Below are 24,112 nucleotides of genomic sequence, written 5' to 3' on the forward strand. Positions count from 1 at the left end.
ACGTCTTTCAAGGACTACGTACGGCTTCGCTGCGTCACGGCCACGCAAACCAGGACGGCGAGCGCGCCGAGCACCGTGGCGATGCCGTACCTCTCGCCCATGAGCAGCCACGCCCACACCAGCGTGAGCAGCGGCTGGGTGAGCTGGGTCTGTCCCGCGCGGGCGATGCCGCCCTGCGCGAGGCCCGCGTACCAGGGGATGAATCCGAGGAACATCGAGATGAGCCCGACGTAGAGGAAGCCGCCTACGGAGGCCGGGGTGAAGGTGAGCGGGGTCATGACGCCGAGCGCCACCGAGACGGGCAGCGTCACGGGGAGCGACAGCACCAGGGCGTACGAGATGACGTGCCAGCCCGGCGTCGAACGGGCCAGGCGGCCGCCCTCGGTGTAGCCGAGCGCCGCCGAGAGGAGGGCGGCCACGAGCAGCAGGTCGGCCAGGGAGAGGCTGCCGCCGCCCTGCGAGACGGTGAAGACGGTGATCGCGACGGCTCCGGCCGTACAGGCGGCCCAGAACAGCGGGCGCGGGCGCTCGCCCGCGCGCAGGACGGCGAAGGCGGCGGTCGCGGCGGGCAGCAGCCCGATCACGACCGCCGAGTGGGCCGTGCTCGCGCCCAGGTGCAGGGCCAGACCGCTGAAGACGGGGAAGCCGAAGACCACCCCGAGCGAGATGAGGGCGTAGGAGCCCCATTGCGAGCGCGGCGGCAGGAGCGGTACCCGCGCCGCGCGGAGACAGACCAGCGCGACGATCCCGGCCAGGAGGGCACGGCCGACGGCCACCAGCCACGGGTCGAATCCGCGCATCGCGAAAACGGTGGCAGGAAAGGAGCCGGAGAAGGCCAGCACGCCGACGAAGGCGAGAGCGGAGCCCTTCAGCTCGTCGCTCCTGATCGCGAGGGGAACCGCTACTCCGCCAGTGGCGATAGCGCTATTCTTGTCTCTCATGAAAGACGATAGCAGTATCGTCCTGCTCGCCGCGACGCTGCGTCAGGAGATCGCCGGGAAACGGCCGGGCGACCGGCTGCCCTCCAGCAGGGAGCTCATGCGCCGTCATGGGGTCAGCCCGGTCACCGTGTCGCGGGCGATCGGGCAGCTCGCCGCCGAGGGCAGGGTGGTCACCAGGCCCGGCAGCGGCGCCTTCGTCGCCGCCGCGACGCCCTCCCTCGCGGAGGTGGCCGACCTCTCGTGGCAGACCGTCGCGCTCGGCGACCGCGTCGTCGACGACTCGGGGGTGACGGCGCTGCTCACCGCGCCGCCCGACGACGTCATCCCGTTGACGGGCGGCTACCTCAACCCCGCCATGCGTCCCGACAGGCAGCTGGCCGCGGCGGCCGTACGGGCCGTCAAACGCCCCGACGCCTGGGCGATGCCCCCGCTGACCGGGCTCAAGGAGCTGCGCGGCTGGTTCGCCAGGCAGGCGGGCGGCGACGTGACGGCGGCCGACGCCCTCATCGTCAGCGGCGGTCAGGCCGCGCTCAGCCACGCCTTCCGCGCGCTGGCCGCGCCCGGCACGCACGTGCTGGTCGAGACACCGACCTATCCGGGGGCGCTGGCGGCGGCCAAGGCCGCGGGCCTGCGCACGACGGCGGTACCGATGGATCGCGACGGCGTGCTGCCCGACCTGCTGGCCGAGGCGTTCGCGGTGACCGGCGCGCGGGTCTTCTACAGCCAGCCCGCGCTGCACAACCCCACGGGCGCCACCCTTTCCGCCGAGCGCAGACAGCAGGTGCTCCAGATCGCCAGGGCCAACAACGCGTTCGTGATCGAGGACGACTACGCCCGCTTCCTCACCGCCCAGGCGCCCACCCCGATGGTGGCGCTCGACCGGTACGGCACGGTCGTCCACATCAGCTCCCTCACCAAGATCCTCGCCCCGAGCCTGCGGCTGGCCGCCGTGATCGCCCGCGGCCCCGCCGCGCACCGGCTGCGGGCCAGCCAGCTGGTGGAGTCGTTCTTCGTGGCCAGGCCGTTGCAGGAGACGGCGCTGGAGTTCGTCGGCTCGCCGTCGTGGCCCCGTCACCTGTCCTCCGTCCACGCCGAGCTGACCACCCGCCGCGACGCACTGGCGGCCGCGCTGCTCTCCCTGCTGCCCGGCGCCGAGCCGCACCTGATCCCGCGCGGCGGCCTGCACCTGTGGGTACGGCTGCCGCCGCACGTCGACGAGGCGGCGCTGGTGGAGGCGGCGCGCGGGAACGGCGTCCAGGTCAGCCCGGGGCGGATCTACTACCCCTCCGAGCCACCGGGGCCGCGCGTCCGCGTCACGCACAGCGCCGCCACGCACCTCGCCGAGCTCGCCGAAGGCGTACGGCGGCTGGCCGAGGCGTACGCTGGTCTCAGCGAAGCGCCCACCACCTGAGCAGGCCCACGACCCGCGCGGGAAACCGGACGAAGACCCTTCGTTATCGAGCCAGGCGTCATCGCGAGCCCCCAATCACCGATACGGTGTAACACGTGCCCCCGAGATCCTCCGGTCGCGGGCACAACGGCAGGCGAAGGAGCGGGCCGAGATGGCAGACGTAGGCGTCCGGGCGGCCCGGCGCGAGGATGTGCTCCAGGTTGCGAACACTCAGGTCCGCGCCTGGCGCTACGGCTACAGGGAGTTCCTCCCCGAGGGGCCCCTTGAGCAGATGACCGGCCCCGCGGCCGAGAAGATGTGGCTGCGCCAGTGGGACGAGGCGATCGTCGCGCCTCCCACGCGCATGCACCGCGTGCTGGTGGCCGTGGAGACGATCCTCGACACCGAGGGTTTTCCCGCGCTCGGCCAGGGCGGCGTCAACGTCACGGCGACGCCGCGCGGTGGTGAGCGGGTGGTCGGCCTGGCCTCCCACGCTCCCGCCGAAGACCCCGACCTCGACCCCACGGTGACGGCCGAGATGCTGACACTGCTGGTCGACCCCGACTTCGTCCGGCGCGGGCACGGCAGCCGCCTGCTCAACGCCACCGTCGACTACCTGCGCGAAGACGGCTTCCGCCAGATCGTCACGTGGGTGTTCGCCGAGAACTACGCGGTGCTCGGATTCCTCGAGTCGGCGGGCTGGGGCGAGGACATGGCCGAACGCGTGCTCGACATGGGCCGTCCGATCCGGATGGTCAGGCTCACGACGGACATCAGCTGATGGCCGCACTGAACCAGTGGGTGGCCGGTGCGCGCCCGCGCACCCTGCCCAATGCGATCGTGCCCGTGATGGTCGGCACCGGGCTGGCGATCGGCGAGGGCGGCGCCATCTGGTGGCGGGCCGTGGTGGCCCTGCTGGTGGCGCTGCTGCTGCAGATCGGCGTCAACTACGCCAACGACTACAGCGACGGCATCCGCGGCACCGACGACGCGCGGGTCGGCCCGATGCGCCTGGTCGGCTCCGGCGCCGCCGCGCCCCGCGAGGTGCTGGCCGCCGCGCTCGGCAGCTTCGCCGCCGCCGCGGTCCTCGGCCTGATCCTGGTGGTCGCCACGCAGGCCTGGTGGATCCTCCTGGTCGGCGCGGCGGCGATCGCCGCCGCCTGGTTCTACACCGGCGGCAAGAGCCCGTACGGCTACCGCGCGCTCGGCGAACTGGCGGTCTTCGTCTTCTTCGGCGTCGTCCCCGTCGTCGGCACCGCCTTCGTGCAGACCGAACAGCTCTCGTGGACGGCACTGGCCGCCTCGGTCCCGATCGGCCTGCTGTCGTGCTCGATGCTGGTCGTCAACAACCTGCGCGACGTCGTCACCGACGCCCCCGCGGGCAAGCGCACGCTGGCCGTGGTGCTCGGCGCCACCAGGACCCGCACGCTCTACACCGCCTGCCTCACCCTGCCCTTCGTGATCGCGCTGCTGCTGATCCCCGTCACGCCGTTCGCCGCGCTGGCCGTGCTCGCGGCCCCGCTGGCGATCGGCCCGATCAAGACGGTGCTGGCGGGCGCCACGGGCCCCGCGCTGATCGGCGTGCTCCAGGCGACGGGCAAGCTCCAGATGGCCTACGGCCTGCTGTTCGCCATCGGCTTGGCGATCACCTTGTAGGCGGATACAAACCGGCGCCCCGATCTCGTATGCGCGAATAAACGGCCTGGTCAGCCCCCTCTGCTTCACTGAGTCCAGATATCTGGTGACAGTGAGGGGACCCCCATGGAGCAACGCGGGATCGAGCTGGTTCCTGCGAGCGAGCGGTACGGCCGCCCGCGCGACCTGCTCTTCCTCTGGGCCGGCACGACCACCACGGTCTTCACGGTCGTCTACGGCACGATCGTGGTCGCCATGGGGCTCAGCTTCTGGCAGGCCGTCGCCGCCATCGTGATCGGCAACCTGCTGGCCTTCCCCCTGGTCGGGTTCAGCAGCATCCAGGGCATGCAGCACGGCACCTCGACGATGGCCATCTCCCGCGCCGCCTACGGCAACAAGGGTGCCCGTGTGCTCGGCTTCTTCGGCTGGCTGAACATGGTCGGCTTCGAGGCCGGCGGCATGGTGATGATCACCCTGGCCGGTCTCACGCTGCTGAAGCAGGCGGGCGTGGAGGGCGAGGGCCTCGGGCTGAAGGTGGCGATCGTGCTGATCGCCGCGGTCATCCAGCTGATCCTGCCGCTGATCGGGCACGCCGCGGTGATGAAGGCGCAGAAGTACCTGACCTGGGTGTTCGTGGCGATGTTCGTCGTCATGGCGGTACTGGTCACGCCCAAGGCCGACCTGTCGGCGGGCGGCTCGGCCGACTTCGCCACATTCACGCTGGCGGTCATGCTGGTGATGTCGGGCGGCGGCCTGTCGTGGGCGCCCCTCGGCGGTGACTACTCGCGCTACCTGCCCGTCGACTCCTCCAGGAAGGCCGTCTTCGGCTGGGCCTTCCTCGGCGGCTTCGTCCCGTACATCGTGCTGATGATCCTGGGCGCGGCGGTCGCGACCGTCGTCACCAACGCCAGCGACCCGATCTCCGGCCTGCCCGAGGCGCTGCCCTCCTGGTTCGTGGTGCCCTACCTGCTGCTGACCGTGGTCACCCTGTTCGCTGCCAACACCACCGACCTGTACTCCTCGGGGCTGAACCTGCAGGCCGCGGGCATCAGGATCAAGCGCTGGGCCGCGGTCGTCCTCGACCTGATCTTCTGCGTGATCATCACGTTCGTCGCCATCACCTCCGACTCGTTCAACACGATGCTCAACGCCTTCCTCGGGCTGGTCGTCGTCTGGCTGGCGCCCTGGGCGGGCATCTACGTCACCGACTGGCTGCGCCGCAAGGGCGTCTACGACGCCGCCGCGCTGTTCGACGAGAGCGGTCCCGGCCAGATCCGCTGGGCGGGCCTGATCGCGCAGGCGGTCGGCATGGTGGCCGCCGGGCTCTGGCTCAACTCCAGCGTCTACGTCGGCTGGCTGTCCAGCGCCACCGGAGGCTCCGACTTCAGCATCTTCGCCGGCTTCGTCGTCGCCGGCCTCGTCTACGCCGCCCTGGACCGTCGCCCGGTCCCCGTCAAGGAGCTCGCCCATGCATGACCTGCTCGACGTGGCCTACGGCCGCAGGCCCGCCGACACGATCATCACGAACGGGGTGCTGGTCAACGTCCTGACCGGCGAGACCTACCCGGCCGAGATCGGCCTCAGCGGCGACCGGATCGCGGCGGTCGGGCCCGCCCTGGAGCGCGGCCCGGCCACACGGATCATCGACGCGCGCGGCGGCTACCTCGTGCCCGGCCTCATCGACGGTCACCTGCACATCGAGTGCAGCAAGCTGTCCGTGACCAGCTTCGCCAACCTGGTCGTCCCCTTCGGCACCACCAGCGTGGTCTCCGGCCTGGACCAGATCCTGGTGGCCGAGGGGCTGCCGGGCGTCCGCCAGGCCCTCGACGAGGCGGCCGCGACCAGCATGCGCATCTGGTGGGGCGCCCCCGCCAAGGCTCCCTACACCGTGCCACAGTCGACCGTCGGCCACACCTTCGGCCCCGACGAGCACCGCGTCGCCCACGAGTGGCCCGAGTGCGTGGGCATCTGGGAGACCGTCCAGGAGATGGTCGAGCACGGCGACCCCGCCGTGATGGAGGCGCTGGACCTCGCCCACCGTAGGCGGCTGCCGATCTTCGGCTGCGCGCCCCTGTCGGACGCCCGCCGCATCGCGGGCCTGGCCGCCGCCGGCATCAGGCTTGACCACGAATCCTACTCCCACGAGGAGATGCTGGAGAAGCTGCGCCAGGGCATCTACGCGATCATCCGTGAGTCGTCGGTCGCGCACTTCCTGCAGGAGAACATCCAGGTCGTGGCCAAGGTCGGCGCCCGCAGGGTGGCCTTCTGCACCGACGACGTGCACGCTGCCGACGTGCTGGCGGGCGGGCACATGGACAAGCTGGTCCGGATGGCGATCAAGGCGGGCGTCGACCCGGTCACGGCGATCCAGATGGCCACCGTCAACTGCGCCGAGATGTACCGCATCGACGACCTGGTCGGCAGCATCGCCCCCGGCCGATTCGCCGACATCCTGATCGTCGAATCGTTGAACGATTTCATCGTTCGCGAGGTCATCGCGGGCGGCCGCCTGGTCGCCCGCGACGGCGCCATGGTCGCGCCCGCCGTACCGCCGGCCAGGGGTGAGGTGCGGCCATTCCCCGTCCGCGAGATCACCGCCGACGACCTGGCGCTCCGCTCGGACGCCGACGAGGTCACCGTCCTCTCGCTGAACTTCACCGAGCAGGTCTTCGTCCGCAAGCGGCGCGACGTCCGGCTTCCCGTCATTGACGGGATCGTCGAGCCGTCCGTCGCCGACGACGCGCTGCTGGTCACCGTGGTCGAGAGGTACGGCAAGACGGGCAACAGGCCCGTCGCCGTCGTCAGCGGCATGGGCCTGCGGAAGGGCGCCATCGCCACCAGCGCCGCGCCCGACGACAACAACATCATCTGCGTCGGCGCCTCCCGCTCGGACATGGCGCTGGCGGTCAACGCCGTCTCCGCCATGGGCGGCGGTCAGGTCATCGTGGTGGACGGCGTCGTCGTGGAGTCGCTGCCGCTGCCTGTCGCCGGCATCGTCTCCGACCTGCCCGCGGCCGAGATGGCGGTGCTGGAGGAGCGGCTCGACGAGGTGGCCCGCTCGCTCGGCTGCACGCTGCCGGCGCCGCTCATGTACCTGTTCTTCCTGTCCATCACCGCGATCCCCGACTACGCCGTCACCGACCTCGGTCTGGTCGACTGCGTGCGGTTGGAGGTCGTCGACCCGATCCTCACGGAGGCCTGATCATGAAGGACTTCATCGCAGGGCTGCCCAAGTGCGAGCTCCACCTGCACATCGAGGGGACCCTCGAGCCCGAGCTCAAGTTCGAGCTGGCCCAGCGCAACGGCATCGCGCTGCCGTACGCCACGGTCGAGGAGATGCGGGCCGCCTATGCCTTCGACGACCTGCCGTCCTTCCTCGGGGTCTATTACGAGGGCATGCGGGTGCTGCGCACCGAGCCCGACTTCTACGACCTGGCCATGGCCTACCTGCGCAAGGCCGCCTCGCAGAACGTCCGCTACGCGGAGATCTTCTTCGACCCGCAGGCGCACACCTCGCGCGGCGTGCCGTTCGACGTGGTGATCCGCGGTCTGCGCAGGGCGCTCATGGACGCCCACACCCAGCTCGGCGTCCGCGCGCAGCTCATCATGTGCTTCCTGCGCGACTTCCAGGCCGAGTACGCCATGGCGACGCTGCTGGAGTCGCTGCCGTACAAGGAGTGGATCGTCGGCGTCGGACTCGACTCCGACGAGAAGGGCAACCCTCCGGCGAAGTTCGCCGCCGTGTACGAGCGGGCCAGGCAGGAGGGCTACCTGCTGACCATGCACTGCGACGTCGACCAGGAGAACTCCGTCGAGCACATCCGCCAGTGCATCGAGGACATCCAGGTCAACAGGATCGACCACGGCGTGAACATCCTGGAGGACCCCGCCCTGGTGCAGCAGATCCTGGACAAGGGCATCGGCCTGACCTGCTGCCCGATCTCCAACTCCTACGTCACGGACTCGATGAAGGCCGAGGGGATCCGCAAGCTGCTCGACCTGGGGGTGCGGGTCACGATCAACTCCGACGACCCCGCTTACTTCCCCGGGTACGTCCAGGAGAACCTGGAGGCTCTGGAGCTTTCCCGGGAGGAACTGCTACAGGTCCAGCGCAACGCCTTCGAGATCACCTGGCTCCCCCGCCACCTGAAGGACGCCTACCTGGCCGAACTGGAGACCTACGCCAAACAGTAAACCTCCAGAAACAGCAAGGCCCTCGCAGGGCGCTCCGCGCGTGAGGGTTCGGACAGCCCCGGTTGGGGGCTCGGCGCCCCCCACGCCCCCACAACGGCGCGGCCCTCGCCGTGGGGCGCTTCGCGCCTGAGAGCTCGGACTGTGTCCAGCGGGGGCACGCCCCCGCACCCCCCGGCGAGGGGGCCGCCCCCTCGCGCTCCCCGACGCTTGGCCGGTTCCGCACATTCACCAAAGATGAGGACTGCCCCATCCCGGCCCGCAAGACCACCTCTCGCGGAGCGCGTCTTCCCTCAAGCGCTGAATCCCTTCCTGATATACTAATTTCAATTCGTATATATGGGCGAGGTGAGGTCATGACCAAGACCCTGATCGATCTTGACGACGAAGCGTTGGCCGAGGCCGCGAAGCTGCTCGGCACCTCGTCCAAGAAGGACACGGTCAACGCTGCCCTACGAGAGATCATCGATCGACGCAGACGGGCAGCGGCTGTGGCTCGTATGCGTGAGATGGTGGCCGAGGGGCAGATCGACTTCTCGGCTACAGAGAAGGGCGATGCCACGCATCAGGACGTCGCGTGACCGAACGCTATCTCGTAGACACCAGCGCCTTGGTCCGCTTCTATCGCGGCCAGGTCGGCGCCGAATGGGATCAGACTGTTTCCGCAGGACTGGTGGGCATCTGTGAGCCGATCAGGCAGGAATACCTCCGCGCCGCCGGCGGCCGTCCCGCCTTCTACGAGGCCGACAGCCTGCTTCAGGAGACCTTTCCGTACTTCGTCCTCCCTGAATCGGCCTGGCATGAGACCGGCGAACTGCAGCGCGAGCTTGCCGACAAGGGATGGCACCAGTGCGTCTCTCCTGTCGATCTGCTGGTGGCGGTGACTGCTCGACACCACAAACTCACCGTGCTGCACGCGGACAACGACTTCGACACCATCTCCCGCCTCACCGGGCAGCCAGTTCGCTGGATCAGCTGAAAGCCGCGCCTCCGGTAACGCGGCTCAGCTCGCTCGCGCTCCCCGGCGCCTCACCCCGATCGTCTCCACCTGAGGCCGCCCAGCGCCCGCGTTCTGCTGCGACTGGGTACGTTCACCGGGTCCTGACATAGGTTCTCGCGTGTGTCAGCGCATGCGGAGCGCCAGCAGGAAGTCCACCCGCTCGTCCCAGGAGTTCAGGGACCGCCCGGTCAGCTCCTCGATCCGTTTCAACCGGTACCGCAACGTGTTCACGTGCACGTGGAGCCGGTCCGCGGTCGCCGACCACGACCCCGACTCCTCCAGGAACGTCTCCAGCGTCTCCAGCAGCTCCGTCTGGTTCGTCGCGTCGTAGGCCTCCAGCCGTCCCAGCAGTCTCGACCTGAACGAGCGGCGCAGCGGGTCGGGGATGGCCGCCAGCAGCGTGCGGTGGGAGCTGACGTCGTCGCCCGTCACCACGCTGACCTTGCCGGTGCCGAGGGAGGCGAGGGAGCGGGCGTGCCTGGCCTCCTCGATCAGGCTGTTCAGCCCCGCCGGGCCGGTCGTCACGCTGCTGACGCCGAGCGAGATACGTTCCTCGCCGAGCCCCGCCTCCAGGATGCGGGCGCCCCTCACCAGGTGCTCGGCCAGTTCGGCCGCGCTGTTCCCGGCCAGCGGAACCAGCGCGACCGCCTCACCAGCCGAAGGCGCAGACGCCGTCACGATGCCCGGCGCCAGGGGGCGCAGCAGTTCGTCCAGGACCGCGACGCTCACCTCGGGCCCGCCCGCCGTCAACGCCACGACGAGGAGCCCGTGCTCGGTCTCCACGTGCAGCGTGTGCAGGCGGGAGACCAGCCCGGGCAGGGCCGCGTCGCCCGACTCCAGCAGGTGCAGCAACTGGTCCAGGACGCGGCGCTCGATCCGCTGGGCCGCCTCCAGTCGCGAGCGTTCCAGCGCCACGAGAGCCGCCAGCTCGACGATGACGTCCTCGCTGTCGCCCTGCGCGCCTTCGCCCCGATAGGCGAGGAACCAGTTGGCGATCCGGTGCGGCACGCCCTTGCTGATCGGGAAGACCGACAGGTCGTCGACCATGCCGGGCAGGAAGCGCGCGGTGAGGAAGGTGTGGGCGAGCCTGGCTCTGGAGTCCTCGTCGAGCGGTTGCGAGCCGACGATCACCCTGCCCGTCGCCGACATCACCCAGCAGGGCACGTCGAGCTCGCCCGCGACCGTGTCCACGAGCTTGGTGAGGCTGCCGCCGTCCACCAGAGTGCTTGCCAGGCGCCTGCGCCCGCCGTACGGCCGACGCGGGGTGGCGCCCAGCTCGGCGATCAGCGCGCGCAGCACGTGCTCGGTCACCTGGCTGAACGGCACGTCCACCGGCAGCGTCAGCAGCGGCAGCCCGGCGTGCGCGCAGACGTCGATGAGGTCGGTCGGCGGCACCTTCAGCGCGGTGCCGCAGACGAGCGCCGCCACGTCGCCGAGGCGGTCCACGAACCGCCTGGCGGAGCCGGCGCCGGTGTGCCAGGTCAGCTCGGTGAGCACCAGCTCTCCCGGCTTGACGAAGCGCGAGGGGTCGGGCAGGTCGGTGGTGGAGACGCCCCTCACCCTGCGGTCGAGCAGGTCGTGCCCGGTGAGCACCTTCAGCGCGAGGTGATCATCGTGGACGAGGTCCCTCAGCCGCATGGCCAGCTCTCCTGGCGCCAGGCGGCGTCCCAGAACATCCACTCGTACCTGGCGGTCGTGACCGCGCGCTCCAGCAGCCGCTCGCGGTCCTCGGCGCTCAGGGAGAGGTCGTCGAGCAGGTCGAGGACGCCCGCGACGGTGTCCTGGTAGTCTTCGCCGCCGTAGGTCTCGATCCACCAGGCGTAGAGCGGGTCCGGCGACGACTCGGCCAGCAGCTTCTCCCCCACGCGCGCGTAGATCCAGTAGCACGGCACGATCGCGCCGAGAGCCTCGGGGAAGGTGCCGAGCGAGCAGGTCCGCACCAGGTAGGAGGCGTAGCCCACCGTGGTCGGGGCGGCGGGCGACTTCAGCGCCTCGGCCTCGTCGAGGCCGAACGCCGCCAGCAGCTCGACGACAAGGCTGTGCTCGACCTCGACGGTCCTGGCCGCGTCGGCGGCGAACCGGTGGACCGCCTGCGGGTGCGGCGACCTGGCGGCGCAGGCGGCCAGCGCGCGAGCGTAGTCGGGCAGGAAGTGCGCCTCCTGCATGACGTAGTGGCGGAAGGCCTCGCGCGGCAGCGAGCCGTCGGTCAGGCCCTCCAGGAAGGGATGGCGCAGGATCTGGCGATAGACCCCGTCCATCGCCCGCCACAGCTCGTCGCGAAACCTCACACTACGGGACGGTACATCACGATCCGTGGTGCTATTTCGAGGCCCAGCTCGCGTTCGTGCTGGACGATGGCCCGCAGCTCGGGACCGGGCTCCGCCATCGGCGCGAAGCCGTGCCTGACGTACCAGGGCGCGTTCCACGGCACGTCGCGGAAGGTCGTCAGCGTCACGCCGCCCGCGCCCACGGCCAGCGCGTGGTCGTACACCGCGGCCATCAGCCTGCCGCCGATGCCCTGGCGCATGCTGTCGGGGTGGACGGCCAGCTGGTCGAGGTGCACGTTGCCGTCGACCATGCTGATCATGGCGAACCCCTGACCCTCGACGAGCACCCTGCCGGGGTCGTCGCACTCCTCGATCATCGTCGTGCCCGGCGGGAAGACGATGCCGACCTGCGCGAACAGGCCGTCGGCGGCCCGCTCCACCTCGGCGAGCGCCGGCAGTTCGTCCTCACGGGCCCAACGGACCACCGACACGCCCCCGCCTTTCCGCTGCTCATCAGGTCTGGTACTAGTGTGATGATCGTGCGCCCGGCTGTGCGGAGCCGGAACCCTCTCCACAGAATGTGCCCATGCTCCGGCATGGGCACATTTCTTTCACAGGTCGAGCAGGCGCTCCAGGCCGACCGTGAGCCCAGGCAGTTCGGCCACCCTCCGCACGCCGAGCAGCACGCCCGGGGTGAAGGAGGCCCTGTTCATGGTGTCGTGCCTGATCGTGAGGATCTCGCCGTCGCCGCCGAGCAGCACCTCCTGGTGCGCGATCAGCCCTGCCAGCCGTACGGCGTGCACGTGCACCCCGTTGACGTCCGCGCCGCGAGCTCCCTCGAGCTCGGAGCTGGTCGCATCGGGCATCGCCGCCATCCCCGCCTTCGCGCGAGCCTCGGCCACCAGCTCCGCCGTACGGCGGGCGGTGCCGGAAGGGGCGTCGGCCTTGTTCGGGTGGTGCAGCTCGACGATCTCGACGGAGTCGAAGTACTTGGCGGCCTGCTGGGCGAAGTGCATCATCAGCACCGCCGCGATGCCGAAGTTCGGCGCGATCAGGCAGTTGGTGCCGGGGAAGCGCTCGAGCCAGCCACGCACCGTGGCCAGGCGCGCCTGGTCGAAGCCCGTGGTGCCGACCACCGGATGGATGCCGTGCGCGATGGCCCATTCGAGGTTGCGCATGACGACGTCGGGATGGGTGAAGTCGACGACCACCTGCGCGCCCTCGAGCGACTCGATGGGATCGTCCTTGTCGATCGCCGCCACCAGCTGGAGGTCGGCGGCCGCCTCGACGGCCTTGCACACCTCGACGCCGACCCGCCCGCGCGCCCCAAGCACACCTACTCTGATCACCCCTCCACCATAGCGGTGGTTCCTGCCCCTTCATGCTGTACGGCAGGCCGGCTCAACCCCACCACCTTTTCGGTGGATCCTGCCCCTTCATCCTGCTCAAGCCCACCACCTTTGCGGTGGTTCCTGTCCCTTCACCCTGTACGGCCGGCCGGCTCAAGCCCACCCGGGGCGCGGGCTGGCCTCCCTCCGGGGAGACGCTCCTCGAGCTCACCGGCTGACCACCGTGACGCGGCCCGTAAACCCCCGGCCACGCAGACCAGCACCAGGATGGACCAGCCGGAAGCGCCTGAATGGTTGGCGAAGCCGCCACGCCGACGAGCCTGACGTGACGGCGGGAACCGGAGTCCCGCTGGAGCGGCGTGAAAGACGGACGGCCACCGAGTGACCCCGGTGGCCGTTACGCCGCTGTGCCGTACAGGCTGGAAAGAGTTGTGCCGTACAGGATGGTCAGCTGATGGCGTGGGAGAAGTCCTTGTCCGCGTAGGGACCGATGACCGCCAGGGTCATCGGCCTGCTCAGGATGTCGCCCGCCACCGACGCGATCTCCTCGGGGGTGACCGTCTCGATGCGGGAGAGCACCTCGTCCACGGACATCAGCTCGTCATAGACCAGCTCGTTCTTGCCGATCCGCGACATGCGCGACCCGGTGTCCTCGAGCCCGAGCACGAGACCGCCGCGCATCTGACCCTTGCCGCGGGCGATCTCCTCCTCGGTGATGCCCTCGGAGACCACCCTCGCCACCTCGTCCCTGCAGATCTTCAGCACATCGTCGATCTTCGAAGGCATGCAGCCGACGTAGATGCCGAACTGCCCGGTGTCGGCGTAGGCGGAGGTGTAGCTGTAGGCCGAGTAGGCCAGCCCGCGCTTCTCCCTGATCTCCTGGAACAGCCGGGAGGACATCCCGCCGCCCAGCGCCGCGTTCAGCACGCCGAGCGCGAACCTGCGGTCGTCCGTGCGGGCCATGCCGGTCGTGCCCAGCACGAGGTTGGCCTGCTCGGTGGGCCGGTCGACGACCCGGACCCCCGACCTGGTCTGCGCGCCGGGGCCGCTGGTGCGCGGCGGCGCGTTCTCCCTCGGCCCGGTGAGCGCGCCCGCCCGCTCGTACGCCCGCGCCACCAGCTCCACCACCTGCTCGTGCCGGATGTTGCCCGCGACGGAGACGACCGTGCGCGGCGGCTGGTAGTAGGCGCGGTAGTACTCGACGATCCGGTCGCGCTGCAGGGCGTTGATCGACTCGACCGTGCCCAGGATGGGCCTGCCGATCGGCGAGTCGCCGTACAGCTCGGCGGAGAACTGCTCGTGCACCACGTCCGACGGGTCGTCGTCGTGCATGGCGATCTCTTCGAGGATCACCCCGCGCTCGGACTCGACGTCCTCCTCGGTGATCAGCGACGAGGTGACCACGTCGGCCAGCACGTCGACGGCCAGCGGGAGGTCCTCGTCGAGCACCCGCGCGTAGTAGCAGGTGTACTCCTTGGCGGTGAAGGCGTTGATCTCACCGCCGATGCCCTCGATGGACGCCGAGATCTGCATGGCGTCACGCGTGGGCGTGCCCTTGAACAGCAGGTGCTCGAGGAAGTGGGTGGCCCCCGTGTGCTCGGGGGCCTCGTCACGCGAGCCGATGCCGACCCACATGCCGACCGCGACGGAACGCACGGTCGGCATGGTCTCGGTCACCACGCGCAGCCCACCGGGGAGGACGGTGCGCCTGACGACCCCGGCACCGTCCTTGCCGGGGTGCAGCGTGGTAGTTGTCACGGGACCTCCTCCGTCGGCCCCGTGACGAACGTGCTGTGTTTGATGGCTCCCTCGCTCCGCTCGGTCACGAGTTGCGGTCTTCTCCGTCTCCGGCGGGCTTGCGGACCCGGGTGCGAGTACGGCGAGGCCGCTCGTCACGCGCCTTGTCCTCGTCGGCCGCGGCCTCGGCCACCGGAGCCTCGGCGGAACCCGCGGGCTCCTCCGTGCCCTTGGTTGCCTTCTCCGCGGCCTCCTTCTCGATGACCTCGACGGGCACCAGCGAGAGCTTGCCGCGCGAGTCGATCTCGGCGATCTCCACCTGGATCTTCTCGCCGACGTTCATGACGTCCTCGACGTTCTCGATGCGCTTGCCGCCGTGCAGCTTGCGGATCTGGGAGACGTGCAGCAGGCCGTCCTTGCCCGGCATGAGCGAGACGAACGCGCCGAAGGCGGCGATCTTCACGACCGTGCCGAGGTAGCGCTCGCCGACCTCGGGCATGTGCGGGTTGGCGATGGCGTTGATGGCGCTGCGCGCCGCCTCGGCCGAGGGGCCGTCGGTGGCACCGATGTAGATGGTGCCGTCGTCCTCGATGGTGATCTCCGCACCCGAGTCGTCCTGGATCTGGTTGATCATCTTGCCCTTCGGGCCGATGACCTCGCCGATCTTGTCGACCGGGACCTTGATCGTGATGATGCGCGGCGCGGTCGGGTTCATCTCCGCCGGAGAGTCGATCGCCTCCTGCATCACGTCGAGGATCGCCAGGCGGGCGCCCTTGGCCTGCTTCAGCGCGGCGGCCAGCACGGAGGCGGGGATGCCGTCGAGCTTGGTGTCGAGCTGGAGCGCGGTGATGACGTCCTTGGTGCCGGCGACCTTGAAGTCCATGTCGCCCATGGCGTCCTCGGCGCCGAGGATGTCGGTCAGCGTGACGTAGGTGTCACCCTCACCGATCAGGCCCATCGCGATGCCCGCGACCATCTCCTTGAGCGGGACACCCGCGTCGAGCAGGGCCATGGTGCTGGCGCAGACCGAGCCCATCGAGGTCGAGCCGTTGGAGCCGAGGGCCTCGGAGACCTGGCGGATCGCGTAGGGGAACTCCTCACGCGTCGGCAGGACCGGGATCAGCGCGCGCTCGGCCAGCGCGCCGTGACCGATCTCGCGGCGCTTGGGCGAGCCCACGCGGCCGGTCTCACCGGTGCTGTAGGGCGGGAAGTTGTAGTTGTGCATGTAGCGCTTGGTCCGCTCGGGGTTGAGCGTGTCGACGACCTGCTCCATGCGCAGCATGTTCAGCGTGGTGATGCCCAGGATCTGGGTCTCGCCGCGCTCGAACAGCGCCGAGCCGTGCACCCGCGGGACCACGTGGACCTCGGCGTTGAGCGCGCGGATGTCCTTGGGGCCGCGGCCGTCGATGCGGACGCCGTCCTTGATGACCCGCTCGCGCATGAGCTTCTTGGTCAGCGACCTGAAGGCGGCGCCGACCTCCTTCTCGCGCCCCTCGAAGTCGGCCAGCAGCTTCTCGCCCGCCATGGCCTTGATCCGGTCGAGCTCGTTCTCGCGCTCCTGCTTGCCCGCGATCGTCAGCGCGGCGGCCAGCTCGGTCTTGACCGCGCTCTCGACGGCGGCCAGGACGTCGTCCTGGTAGTCGAGGAAGACGGGGAACTCGGCGGTCTCCTTGGCGGCGACCTTGGCCACCTTGGACTGCGCCTCGCACAGCACCTTGATGAACGGCTTGGCCGCCTCGAGGCCCTGCGCGACGGTCTCCTCGGTCGGGGCGACGGCGCCGCCCGCGACGAGCTTGAGCGTCTCCCTGGTGGACTCGGCCTCGACCATCATGATCGCGACGTCGCCGTCCTCGAGGACGCGGCCCGCCACGACCATGTCGAAGGTGGCGCGCTCGAGCTCGGGGTGGGTCGGGAAGGCGACCCACTGGCCGTCGATCAGCGCGACGCGGACGCCGCCGATCGGGCCGGAGAAGGGCAGCCCGGCCAGCTGGGTGGACAGCGACGCGGCGTTGATCGCGACGACGTCGTAGAGGTGGTCGGGGTTGAGCGCCATGATGGTCGCCACGACCTGGACCTCGTTGCGCAGGCCCTTGACGAACGACGGGCGCAGCGGCCGGTCGATCAGGCGGCAGGTGAGGATGGCGTCCTCGGAGGGACGGCCCTCACGCCGGAAGAACGAGCCGGGAATGCGGCCCGCGGCGTACATGCGCTCCTCGACGTCCACCGTGAGGGGGAAGAAGTCGAGGTTCTCTTTGGGGTTCTTGGAAGCGGTGGTCGCGGACAGGACCATCGTCTCGGCGTCGAGGTAGGCGACGGCCGAGCCGGCGGCCTGCCTGGCCAGCCGGCCGGTCTCGAACCGGATCGTGCGCGTGCCGAAAGAGCCGTTGTCTATGACGGCTTCAGCGGTGTGGACACCCTCCACGGGGGACCTCCTAGGTTGGTCGGTCTCCCGCGCCCTCTTTTCTCACCGGCACCCTCGTTAGGTGCAGCGCCGGTCTTCGATCGAAGCGCCCGGTCATCCCGACCGGAAGCCACTACCGAGGACCGGCCCGCAGGCGTCGCGGGTCGCATGGTGCTGTAGCGGACGCGGGGGCTTTCAGTGTGTCTCGAATATTCAGTTGTACGACAGCGCCCGGGCTTTCGCGACCTGCGACGCGCCGGGACTCATATGAGAAGGGAGCGGCGCCGAGCGCCGCTCCCTTACCACTCTATCGGCGCAGGCCGAGGCGCTCGATGAGCGCACGGTAACGCGCGATGTCGTTGTTCTGCAGGTACTTCAGCAGGCGACGCCGGCGACCGACGAGCAGCAGCAGACCACGACGGCTGTGGTGGTCGTGCTTGTGCGTCTTCAGGTGCTCGGTGAGCTCGCTGATGCGCTTGCTGAGCAGCGCGATCTGCACCTCGGGCGACCCGGTGTCGCCCTCGGCCGTCGCGTACTCACTGATGATTGCCTTCTTGGCAGCGGTGTCGAGGGACACGGCTCTCCTTCAATCTACGGACACGCGGGAATGAGACGAGAGTGCGAACGACCGTGCGTGCCTACAGTCGCCGCGAGAAGGCACTTCAGGGCAGCGCACAGCGCCACCGTTACAGAGCCGACATGCAAGGTTACCATCGCGGTCCGTCCCCTGACACATCGTTCATCTCCGGCCGCCGTTGGTCTCCGCGGTGGAGGCGCCAATCGGGGTTACATATTCAGCGATCCCAGTGAGCTGGACGGTTGAGGGACCTGGGGATGCGCGTCGCCGCATCGCCTCTGGCCGCGTCGAGCTGCGCCTGGGTCAGGAACAGCGCGCCGGTCAGGTTCGCGCCGCGCAGATCCGCGTTCCTGAAGTCCGCGCCGATGACGTCCGCCTCGCGCAGGTCCGCGCCCCTGAGGTCGGCGCCGATCAGCAGGACGCCGCGCAGGGCGGCCCTCCGCAGGTCGGAGCCCTTGAGACGGGCCCCGATGAGGTCCGTCTTCATCGTCCGCCCGCCGCGCCCGCGCACCAGCTCGCCGGCCCGCCGCAGCAGCGGGCTGACCCTGCCGCGCAGCGCACCCGTGTCCACGACGGTGAGCGCGCCGATGAGCTCCTCGATCTCGTCCGCCGTACGGCGCAGCTCGTCGTGAACGGGCGCGGCCGCGGACCACCCCAGCGCCTCGGTGACGTAGTAGAGCAGTTCGTGCAGGTCACGCATGGCGGGGAACACCTCGGCCGCCCGCCCGGCCGCCCCCGCCTGGGTGACGTGCTGGCCCGCGCCGAAGCAGTCGTAGACCGTGCAGCCGGGAAAGCCCTTCTCCCTGAGCTGGGTGTGGATTCCGCAGCGGAAGTCGTCGCCCAGGTTGGGGCAGGCCTTCCCCACCGGTTTGTCGATCGCGAAGTCCGCCGAGGCGGCGAAGGCGGGCACGACGCAGCACAGTCCGCGGCACTGCCCGCAATCGGCTCGCAGACTCGTCAGGACTCGACGGCCGCCGGGTCCATCCACACAACCTCCCACAGGTGCCCGTCGGGGTCCTGGAAACTTCTGCCGTACATGGACTCTTCGTCCATGGGGTCGTTGGCGGGCGAGCCTCCGGAGGCGAGGGCCTTGTCGGCCAGCTCGTCGACCTTCTCCCTGCTCTCGACGCCGAGTGCAACGATAGCCTCAGTCGTGGTATGCGCGTCCGCGATGTCCTTCTTCGTGAAGCTCTTGAAGAACTCCTCGGTGAGCAGCATGGCGTAGATGGTGTCGCTGATGACGAGGCAGGCGGCCTTCTCGTCGGTGAACTGGCGGTTGAAGGTGAAGCCCAGGCCGGTGAAGAAGTTCTTGCTCCGGTCGAGGTCCTTCACGGGCAGGTTGACGAAGATCATCATGGCTCGCGGCCTCTCTGTGGGTACGTGACCCAGCGAAGCAGGGGCGCGACCAACGCCCACAGAATGCGGACACAAAGGTTCCCCCAGTTCACCCGGCCCCCCAGCAGTGCTCGGCCTGCGGGCATGTGGACAAGCAGAACCGACCCGGCCAGCACACCTTCGCCCGTACGTCGTGCGGCTTCGCTGAGCACGCCGACGTCAACGCGGCCCGCAACATCGCCTCACGCGGGGTTGCAGGTTGGGCGGTGAGTCACGCTGCCAACGACGCGGCCTGAACCGTCGGAGCCATCGACGGCGAGGAGCTGCAAGCTCGGTCGTTTACGGCCGAGAAGCTGACGAGGTGAGTTCGCGGACCCGGTCGACGTCTGCGTGGATCTGGGCGATGAGGGCCTCGATCGAGTCGAACTTCGTGTTCCCGCGCAGCCGCGTCCCGAAGTCCACCGCCACGTGCATGCCGTACAGGTCGAGGTCGTCCCTGTCCAGCGCGTACGCCTCCACGGTCCGCGGCACGCCCTCGAACGTCGGGTTGGTGCCGACCGAGATGGCCGCGGGCCAGACGCAGCCGTCGTAGCCGGCGGGCAGGTTGCCGACGGCGACGCAGCGCAGCCAGCCCGCGTAGACGCCGTCGGCGGGGATCGCGGTGTTCGGCGGGGTCTCGACGTTGGCGGTGGGGAAGCCGAGCTGCCTGCCGCGCTGGTAGCCGCGGACGACGACGCCCTCGACGCGGTGCGGACGGCCGAGCAGGGAGGCGGCGGCCGAGACGTCACCCGCGGCGACGAGCTCGCGGACGAGAGTAGATGAAACGCCGGACACCAGGGGAATCTCCTCCACCGTGAAGTCGTACTTGTCGCCCAGCACGCGCAGAACGGACGGGTCGCCCGCGGCCTGATGGCCGAAGGTGAAGTTGGCGCCGACGACGACGGTGGCGGCCTGCAGCCGCTCGGCCAGCACGCTCTGCGCGAAGTCGGCGGGGCTCAGCCGGGCCAGCTCCATCGTGAACGGCAGCACCATGACGTCGTCCACGCCCAGCTCGGTCAGCAGCGCGGCACGGTGGCGCAGCGTGGTCAGCCGCGGGGGCTGGGTGCCGGGCCGTACGACCTCGGCGGGGTGCGGCTCGAACGTCACCGCGACGCATCGCAGATCCAGTGAGCGGGCGACGGCGACGGCGCGCTCGACCACCTGGCGGTGGCCGAGATGCACGCCGTCGAACACGCCGACCGTGACGACGGATCTTTCCGACTCCTGCACGCCCGGGCCCCATTCGTCTCTTGGCGGATCAACCACCCTCAAGCGTGCCATGCCCGGCGGTGTTCTTCGCACCCGAGGGTGGCGGCCGCCCGCCGTCCGCCCATCGACCTGCCTGTACGGCGGTGCGGGGCCACGCTCCCGCGAGCGCGACCCCAAGAGCGCGGCAGCTCCGGCGGGCAGCGGACCACCGACGGGCAGGCGGTACCATCCGCTGCATGTCCCGTTACGCGCTGCTCATCCTGCCCGCCTTCAACCGGGTCTACGGCGAGAGCTCCGTCCGCCTGACCAGGAGCGAGCTGGCGGTCTTCGCCGACGTCTCCGAGGTGGAGGAGACCCGGATCGGCGGCGTGCCGTACGTGACGTTCGAGGCGCCCTCGCTCGACCTCGCGCTGCTGTCGAACCTGTCGTCGGTCTACGCGATCTTCGGCATCGAGGGTGACCTGCTGCGCCCCCTGGAGATGCGCCCGCTCGACCGGCTCTCCAGCGACCTCATCACGATCCAGAAGTACGCGGGCAAGACCAACGAGCACTTCACCAAGCTGCTGCTGAACGTCACCGTGCTCGCCTCGGACTTCCCGCTGGACGGCCACCTGTCGGTCCTGGACCCGATGTGCGGGCGCGGCACCACGCTCAACCAGGCCCTCATGTACGGCTACGACGCCTACGGTGTCGACGTCGACGCCAAGGACTTCGAGGCCTACACCGGCTTCCTCAAGACCTGGCTGAAGAACAAGCGGCTCAAGCACACCGCCGAGACCGTGCCGGTCAGGAGGGAGCGGGCGCTGGTCGGACGGCGGTTCAACGTCAGCTTCGGGCTGTCGAAAGAGGCCTACAAGGCGGGCGAGACGCAGCAGGTGTCCGTGGTCAACGCCGACACCCTGCGCGGCCGCGAGTTCTTCAAGCCGCGCTCCTTCGACGTCATCGTGACCGACGCGCCGTACGGCGTGCAGCACGGCAGCAAGGCAGGGGGCGGCCTGTCGCGCAGCCCCCTCGACCTGATCGACAGGGCGGTGCCGGTCTGGGCGGAACTGCTGCGTCCCGGCGGCGCGATGGGCATCTCGTGGAACACCTACGGCGGCTCCCGCGACGACCTGGCGAAGATCCTCACCGCCCACGGTCTCGAGGTCGTGGCCCTTCCCGACTTCGAGCACTGGGTGGACCAGGCCATCGTCCGCGACATCATGGTCGCCAGGAAGAACTGAACCGCGAAACCGGCCCGTGAGAACCAAGCGGGTGGGCTCGAGCTAGCCGACGAAGACCGCCAGCGGCTTGGCCGACCTACCCTGCTCCTCCACCAGCGCCAGCAGCTCGCCCTCGGGCCCGAACACCCCGATCGGGCCCGCCCCGAGGCCGGCCGAGGGCAGGCGGCCGCCGTGCGAGATGATCCGCGCCTCGTCGGCGCCCACGTCGCGCCGGGGGAAGGCCGCGCTGACGGCCTCGGCGATCGGCAGCACCACGCAGTCGGCGGCCAGCTCGTCGATCGTCCTGGCCAGCGAGAGGTCGTAGGGGCCGACCCTGTTGCGCCGCAGGGCGGTGAGGTGACCGCCCACACCGAGGGCGGCGCCGAGATCGCGGGCGAGGGCCCTGATGTAGGTGCCGCTCGAGCAGCGGATGGTCGCCCTGATCTCGGGCCCGTCGATGGCGGCGACGTCGAAGTCGTGGACGGTGACGGGCCTGGCCGCGAGCTCGACCTCCTCGCCCGCGCGCGCCCGCTTGTAGGCGCGCTCGCCGTTCACCTTGATCGCCGACACCTGCGGGGGCACCTGCATGATGCGCCCGGTCAGCGCCTCGATCCCCTTGCGGACCGCCTCCGGTGTGACGGAATCGGTGGGGAAGGTCGCGGTGACCTCGCCCTCGGCGTCGTCGGTGTTGGTGGTGACACCCAGCCTGATCGTGGCCTCGTACACCTTCTCGGTCAGCGCCAGATGGCCGAGCAGCCTGGTCGCCTTCTCGACGCCGATCACCAGCACGCCCGTGGCCATCGGGTCGAGCGTGCCCGCGTGACCCACCCGCCTGGTGCCCGCGATGCGCCGCATCTTGCCGACGACGTCGTGGGAGGTCCAGTCGGCGGGCTTGTCCACGATGATCAAGCCGCTCTCAGTCACAACATCTCCTTGAACCGCGCGATGGTCTCCTCGACACTGTCGTGCGAGGTGAACCCGGCAGCGTAGCAGTGCCCGCCACCGCCCATCGCCGTGCTGATCGCGCCGACGTCCGCGCCGCCCTTGGATCGCACCGACACCTGCCACGCGCCGTCGTCGTCCTGCTTCATCACCACGGCGACGTCCGCCTCGTCGGTGCGGCGGATCACGTCGATGACCCCCTCGATCTCGTCGTACGGCAGGCCGTACGCGGCCCGGTCGGCGTGCGTGATGTACGTCCAGACCAGGCCGTCGTCGAGCTCCACGCGCTCCAGCGCGTGCGCGAGCACCTTGAGATAGGCGAACGGGGAACGGTCCCACAGCTCGCGGGCGATCTCGTCGGTCCGCAGCCCCGCCGCCACCAGCCTGGCCGCCATCTCGTGCGCGGCGGGTGTGGTCGAGGAGTGCCGGAACTGGCCCGTGTCGGTCGACAGCCCGACGTACAGCAGCGTGGCCATGTCGCGGTCGAGCGGCTGGCCGAGGCGGCGGATCAGCTCCTCGGCCAGGACGGCGGTCGCCGCCACGCCAGGATCGATGAGGCTCACCGTGCCGAACCCGTGGTTGGAGGCATGGTGGTCGACCACGATCACCTCGTGCGCCTTGCTCGCGTTGACGGCGAGCACGCCGAGGCGGTCGAGGGTGGAGGAGTCGAAGGTGATCATCAGGTCGGGCTCGGGGGGAAACGCCGAGGGGACCGTGAGCAGGTCGAGCGCGGGCAGGAAGCGCAGCAGCCTCGGCACCACGAACCTGCGGTCACCGAAGGAGGCCACCACGCGCTTGCCCATCGCTGTGAGAGCCTTGGCGGCGGCGAGCATGGAGCCGAGCGCGTCACCGTCGGGCGAGATGTGGCACGCCAGCGCCACCTCGTCGGCCTCGTGGATCAGTCGCAGCGCCCTGGCCCATTCGCCCTCGCCGATCGCCGTACGCGAGACACCGCCGTCCGCCGGGCCCTGGAAGGCTCCGGCGGCCGGGCGGTGGATCCCGTCACGCACGTCGGGCGTCACGTTGCGGAGTATCCCGCGCGGTCGGAGGGTTCGTCCTCGTCTTCGTCAAGCTCGGGCTTCTTGTACGGGTCCGCGTCGCCCGCGTAGGCGGCGCCCTGGGCCCGCTTGGCGACCTCGGCGTCGCGCTCCTTGGCAGCGGCCAGCAGCTCGTCGAGCTGGCGGGCGCTGTCCGGCAGCGGGTCGTGCTTGAAGGTCAGCGTCGGTGTGAAGCGCACACCTGTCTGCTTGCCCACTTCCGAGCGGATGACCCCCTTCGCGCTCTCCAACGCGGCCGCGCTGTCGGCGCGCTCGGCGTCGGAGCCGAACACCGTGTAGAAGACCGTCGCCTCCCGCAGGTCAGCGGTGATGCGTGTGTCGGTCACGGTCACGAAGCCCAGCCGTGGGTCCTTGATCCGCCGCTCCAGCATCTCGGCGACGATCTGCTGGATGCGGTCGGCGAGCTTGCGCGCTCGTGCGGCGTCCACCATCTTCGATCCCCCTAGTGTTCGGTCAGTCTTCGTCGTTGTAGAGCCGCTGCCGGGCGGACAGCAGTTCGATATCAGGGCGGTAAGCCACCAGGCGCTCGCAGGCGTCCATCACCTCGCCGCAGTTGCCCGCGGAGGCCGAGACGACGGCGATGCCGATCTCCGCTCTGCGGTGCAGGTCGAGATGGCCGGTCTCGGCGACGGCGACGCTGGGGAAGCGTCGCTGCACCTCCGCGACGATGGGACGCACCACGCCACGCTTCTGCTTCAGCGAGTGCACATCGCCGAGCAGGATGTCCAGGGTCAGGGCACCGACATACATCGTTGGCATCCACCGCTCGGTTCGTGGCCGGACGCGTGCGAGGCCGTCCGGACGGGCCGCGGTGGGAGCCCTGTCCGGTTCCTCGTACG

25 protein-coding genes are annotated in these 24,112 nt (G+C 69.9%); 10 read left to right on the plus strand and 15 right to left on the minus strand.

Annotation, left to right across the window (positions count from 1 at the left end; translation table 11 throughout):
* Positions 1-14 precede the first annotated feature (14 nt).
* A complete protein-coding gene (locus H4W81_RS26120) occupies positions 15-941 on the minus strand; it encodes a DMT family transporter (protein ID WP_192777234.1) in 927 nt (308 codons plus the stop codon).
* Between H4W81_RS26120 and H4W81_RS26125 the strand changes: the two genes are divergently transcribed.
* From H4W81_RS26125 to H4W81_RS26160, 8 genes are all read left to right on the plus strand, one after another.
* Positions 940-2,352, plus strand: a complete 1,413-nt coding sequence (locus H4W81_RS26125) for an aminotransferase-like domain-containing protein (protein ID WP_192777235.1) — start codon at positions 940-942, stop codon at positions 2,350-2,352. The genes H4W81_RS26120 and H4W81_RS26125 overlap by 2 nt on opposite strands.
* A gap of 151 nt (positions 2,353-2,503) precedes the next feature.
* Entirely contained in the window at positions 2,504-3,112 is a 609-nt protein-coding gene (locus tag H4W81_RS26130) for a GNAT family N-acetyltransferase (protein ID WP_183657399.1), read from the plus strand.
* The gene (locus H4W81_RS26135) at positions 3,112-3,987 is read left to right on the plus strand and encodes a 1,4-dihydroxy-2-naphthoate polyprenyltransferase (protein ID WP_192777236.1); all 876 of its coding nucleotides are present in this window, start codon (positions 3,112-3,114) and stop codon (positions 3,985-3,987) included. Before H4W81_RS26130 ends, H4W81_RS26135 begins: the two co-directional genes overlap by 1 nt.
* 105 nt (positions 3,988-4,092) lie before the next feature.
* Positions 4,093-5,442, plus strand: coding sequence for a purine-cytosine permease family protein (locus H4W81_RS26140; protein ID WP_192777237.1), 1,350 nt, complete (start codon positions 4,093-4,095; stop codon positions 5,440-5,442).
* A complete protein-coding gene (locus H4W81_RS26145; protein ID WP_192777238.1) occupies positions 5,435-7,168 on the plus strand; it encodes an adenine deaminase C-terminal domain-containing protein in 1,734 nt (577 codons plus the stop codon). The genes H4W81_RS26140 and H4W81_RS26145 overlap by 8 nt, the downstream gene beginning before the upstream one ends.
* Before the next feature lie 2 nt (positions 7,169-7,170).
* On the plus strand, positions 7,171-8,160 hold the full coding sequence (locus H4W81_RS26150; protein WP_192777239.1) for an adenosine deaminase: 990 nt from the start codon (positions 7,171-7,173) through the stop codon (positions 8,158-8,160).
* A gap of 353 nt (positions 8,161-8,513) precedes the next feature.
* Positions 8,514-8,738 (plus strand): type II toxin-antitoxin system VapB family antitoxin, encoded by a 225-nt coding sequence (locus tag H4W81_RS26155; protein ID WP_192777240.1) that lies wholly within the window; start codon positions 8,514-8,516, stop codon positions 8,736-8,738.
* Positions 8,735-9,136: a PIN domain nuclease gene (locus tag H4W81_RS26160; RefSeq protein WP_192777241.1), complete on the plus strand. Its 402-nt coding sequence runs from the start codon at positions 8,735-8,737 to the stop codon at positions 9,134-9,136. The genes H4W81_RS26155 and H4W81_RS26160 overlap by 4 nt, the downstream gene beginning before the upstream one ends.
* A gap of 144 nt (positions 9,137-9,280) precedes the next feature.
* Here H4W81_RS26160 and H4W81_RS26165 read toward each other — a convergent pair whose 3' ends face one another.
* The 9 genes from H4W81_RS26165 to H4W81_RS26205 form a co-directional block, all read right to left on the minus strand.
* Positions 9,281-10,795 carry a PucR family transcriptional regulator gene (locus H4W81_RS26165; protein ID WP_192777242.1) on the minus strand — a complete coding sequence of 505 codons (1,515 nt, stop codon included), beginning with the start codon at positions 10,793-10,795 and terminating at the stop codon, positions 9,281-9,283.
* Positions 10,786-11,445: a TenA family protein gene (locus H4W81_RS26170; protein ID WP_318781961.1), complete on the minus strand. Its 660-nt coding sequence runs from the start codon at positions 11,443-11,445 to the stop codon at positions 10,786-10,788. Before H4W81_RS26170 ends, H4W81_RS26165 begins: the two co-directional genes overlap by 10 nt.
* Positions 11,442-11,915 carry a GNAT family N-acetyltransferase gene (locus tag H4W81_RS26175; protein WP_318781962.1) on the minus strand — a complete coding sequence of 158 codons (474 nt, stop codon included), beginning with the start codon at positions 11,913-11,915 and terminating at the stop codon, positions 11,442-11,444. Before H4W81_RS26175 ends, H4W81_RS26170 begins: the two co-directional genes overlap by 4 nt.
* 120 nt (positions 11,916-12,035) lie before the next feature.
* Entirely contained in the window at positions 12,036-12,773 is a 738-nt protein-coding gene (gene dapB, locus H4W81_RS26180; protein WP_192777243.1) for a 4-hydroxy-tetrahydrodipicolinate reductase, read from the minus strand.
* A 447-nt stretch (positions 12,774-13,220) separates the two neighbouring features.
* Positions 13,221-14,531, minus strand: coding sequence for a M16 family metallopeptidase (locus tag H4W81_RS26185; RefSeq protein ID WP_192777244.1), 1,311 nt, complete (start codon positions 14,529-14,531; stop codon positions 13,221-13,223).
* A gap of 64 nt (positions 14,532-14,595) precedes the next feature.
* On the minus strand, positions 14,596-16,932 hold the full coding sequence (locus H4W81_RS26190) for a polyribonucleotide nucleotidyltransferase (protein WP_192777245.1): 2,337 nt from the start codon (positions 16,930-16,932) through the stop codon (positions 14,596-14,598).
* 286 nt (positions 16,933-17,218) lie between these two features.
* Complete coding sequence (gene rpsO / locus H4W81_RS26195; RefSeq protein ID WP_183657365.1) at positions 17,219-17,488, minus strand: 30S ribosomal protein S15; 270 nt, start codon at positions 17,486-17,488, stop codon at positions 17,219-17,221.
* Positions 17,489-17,705: 217 nt separating this feature from the next.
* The gene (locus H4W81_RS26200; protein ID WP_318781963.1) at positions 17,706-18,398 is read right to left on the minus strand and encodes a pentapeptide repeat-containing protein; all 693 of its coding nucleotides are present in this window, start codon (positions 18,396-18,398) and stop codon (positions 17,706-17,708) included.
* 47 nt (positions 18,399-18,445) lie between these two features.
* Positions 18,446-18,844, minus strand: a complete 399-nt coding sequence (locus H4W81_RS26205) for a VOC family protein (RefSeq protein ID WP_192777247.1) — start codon at positions 18,842-18,844, stop codon at positions 18,446-18,448.
* A gap of 14 nt (positions 18,845-18,858) precedes the next feature.
* On the opposite strand from H4W81_RS26205, the gene H4W81_RS47635 reads away from it, so the two are divergent.
* Entirely contained in the window at positions 18,859-19,119 is a 261-nt protein-coding gene (locus H4W81_RS47635; RefSeq protein WP_225960173.1) for a zinc ribbon domain-containing protein, read from the plus strand.
* A gap of 43 nt (positions 19,120-19,162) precedes the next feature.
* Here H4W81_RS47635 and H4W81_RS26215 read toward each other — a convergent pair whose 3' ends face one another.
* Positions 19,163-20,143, minus strand: a complete 981-nt coding sequence (locus tag H4W81_RS26215) for a bifunctional riboflavin kinase/FAD synthetase (RefSeq protein WP_192777248.1) — start codon at positions 20,141-20,143, stop codon at positions 19,163-19,165.
* A 164-nt stretch (positions 20,144-20,307) separates the two neighbouring features.
* Between H4W81_RS26215 and H4W81_RS26220 the strand changes: the two genes are divergently transcribed.
* Complete coding sequence (locus tag H4W81_RS26220; protein ID WP_192777249.1) at positions 20,308-21,294, plus strand: TRM11 family SAM-dependent methyltransferase; 987 nt, start codon at positions 20,308-20,310, stop codon at positions 21,292-21,294.
* Between the two features lie 42 nt (positions 21,295-21,336).
* Here the strand turns inward: H4W81_RS26220 and truB are convergent, their stop codons facing one another.
* The 4 genes from truB to H4W81_RS26240 are packed head-to-tail and all read right to left on the minus strand — an operon-like array spanning position 21,337 to position 24,023.
* Positions 21,337-22,197 (minus strand): tRNA pseudouridine(55) synthase TruB, encoded by an 861-nt coding sequence (truB, locus tag H4W81_RS26225; protein ID WP_192777250.1) that lies wholly within the window; start codon positions 22,195-22,197, stop codon positions 21,337-21,339.
* Positions 22,194-23,237, minus strand: coding sequence for a DHH family phosphoesterase (locus H4W81_RS26230; protein ID WP_318781965.1), 1,044 nt, complete (start codon positions 23,235-23,237; stop codon positions 22,194-22,196). The genes truB and H4W81_RS26230 overlap by 4 nt, the downstream gene beginning before the upstream one ends.
* A complete protein-coding gene (gene rbfA / locus H4W81_RS26235) occupies positions 23,234-23,704 on the minus strand; it encodes a 30S ribosome-binding factor RbfA (RefSeq protein WP_192777251.1) in 471 nt (156 codons plus the stop codon). The genes H4W81_RS26230 and rbfA overlap by 4 nt, the downstream gene beginning before the upstream one ends.
* A 22-nt stretch (positions 23,705-23,726) precedes the next feature.
* The gene (locus tag H4W81_RS26240) at positions 23,727-24,023 is read right to left on the minus strand and encodes a DUF503 domain-containing protein (protein WP_192777252.1); all 297 of its coding nucleotides are present in this window, start codon (positions 24,021-24,023) and stop codon (positions 23,727-23,729) included.
* Between the last annotated feature and the right edge of the window lie 89 nt (positions 24,024-24,112).

This window comes from Nonomuraea africana, assembly GCF_014873535.1.
GTDB lineage: Bacteria > Actinomycetota > Actinomycetes > Streptosporangiales > Streptosporangiaceae > Nonomuraea > Nonomuraea africana.

Excerpts from the sequence above, each read along its gene's own strand:
- H4W81_RS26125 (WP_192777235.1), top strand. The coding sequence starts at position 940 with ATGAAAGACGATAGCAGTATCGTCCTGCTCGCCGCGACGCTGCGTCAG.
- H4W81_RS26120 (WP_192777234.1), bottom strand. The coding sequence starts at position 941 with ATGAGAGACAAGAATAGCGCTATCGCCACTGGCGGAGTAGCGGTTCCC.
- H4W81_RS26130 (WP_183657399.1), top strand. The coding sequence starts at position 2,504 with ATGGCAGACGTAGGCGTCCGGGCGGCCCGGCGCGAGGATGTGCTCCAG.
- H4W81_RS26135 (WP_192777236.1), top strand. The coding sequence starts at position 3,112 with ATGGCCGCACTGAACCAGTGGGTGGCCGGTGCGCGCCCGCGCACCCTG.
- H4W81_RS26140 (WP_192777237.1), top strand. The coding sequence starts at position 4,093 with ATGGAGCAACGCGGGATCGAGCTGGTTCCTGCGAGCGAGCGGTACGGC.
- H4W81_RS26145 (WP_192777238.1), top strand. The coding sequence starts at position 5,435 with ATGCATGACCTGCTCGACGTGGCCTACGGCCGCAGGCCCGCCGACACG.
- H4W81_RS26150 (WP_192777239.1), top strand. The coding sequence starts at position 7,171 with ATGAAGGACTTCATCGCAGGGCTGCCCAAGTGCGAGCTCCACCTGCAC.
- H4W81_RS26155 (WP_192777240.1), top strand. The coding sequence starts at position 8,514 with ATGACCAAGACCCTGATCGATCTTGACGACGAAGCGTTGGCCGAGGCC.
- H4W81_RS26165 (WP_192777242.1), bottom strand. The coding sequence starts at position 10,795 with ATGCGGCTGAGGGACCTCGTCCACGATGATCACCTCGCGCTGAAGGTG.
- H4W81_RS26205 (WP_192777247.1), bottom strand. The coding sequence starts at position 18,844 with ATGATGATCTTCGTCAACCTGCCCGTGAAGGACCTCGACCGGAGCAAG.
- H4W81_RS26215 (WP_192777248.1), bottom strand. The coding sequence starts at position 20,143 with ATGGCACGCTTGAGGGTGGTTGATCCGCCAAGAGACGAATGGGGCCCG.
- H4W81_RS26220 (WP_192777249.1), top strand. The coding sequence starts at position 20,308 with ATGTCCCGTTACGCGCTGCTCATCCTGCCCGCCTTCAACCGGGTCTAC.
- rbfA (WP_192777251.1), bottom strand. The coding sequence starts at position 23,704 with ATGGTGGACGCCGCACGAGCGCGCAAGCTCGCCGACCGCATCCAGCAG.
- H4W81_RS26240 (WP_192777252.1), bottom strand. The coding sequence starts at position 24,023 with ATGTATGTCGGTGCCCTGACCCTGGACATCCTGCTCGGCGATGTGCAC.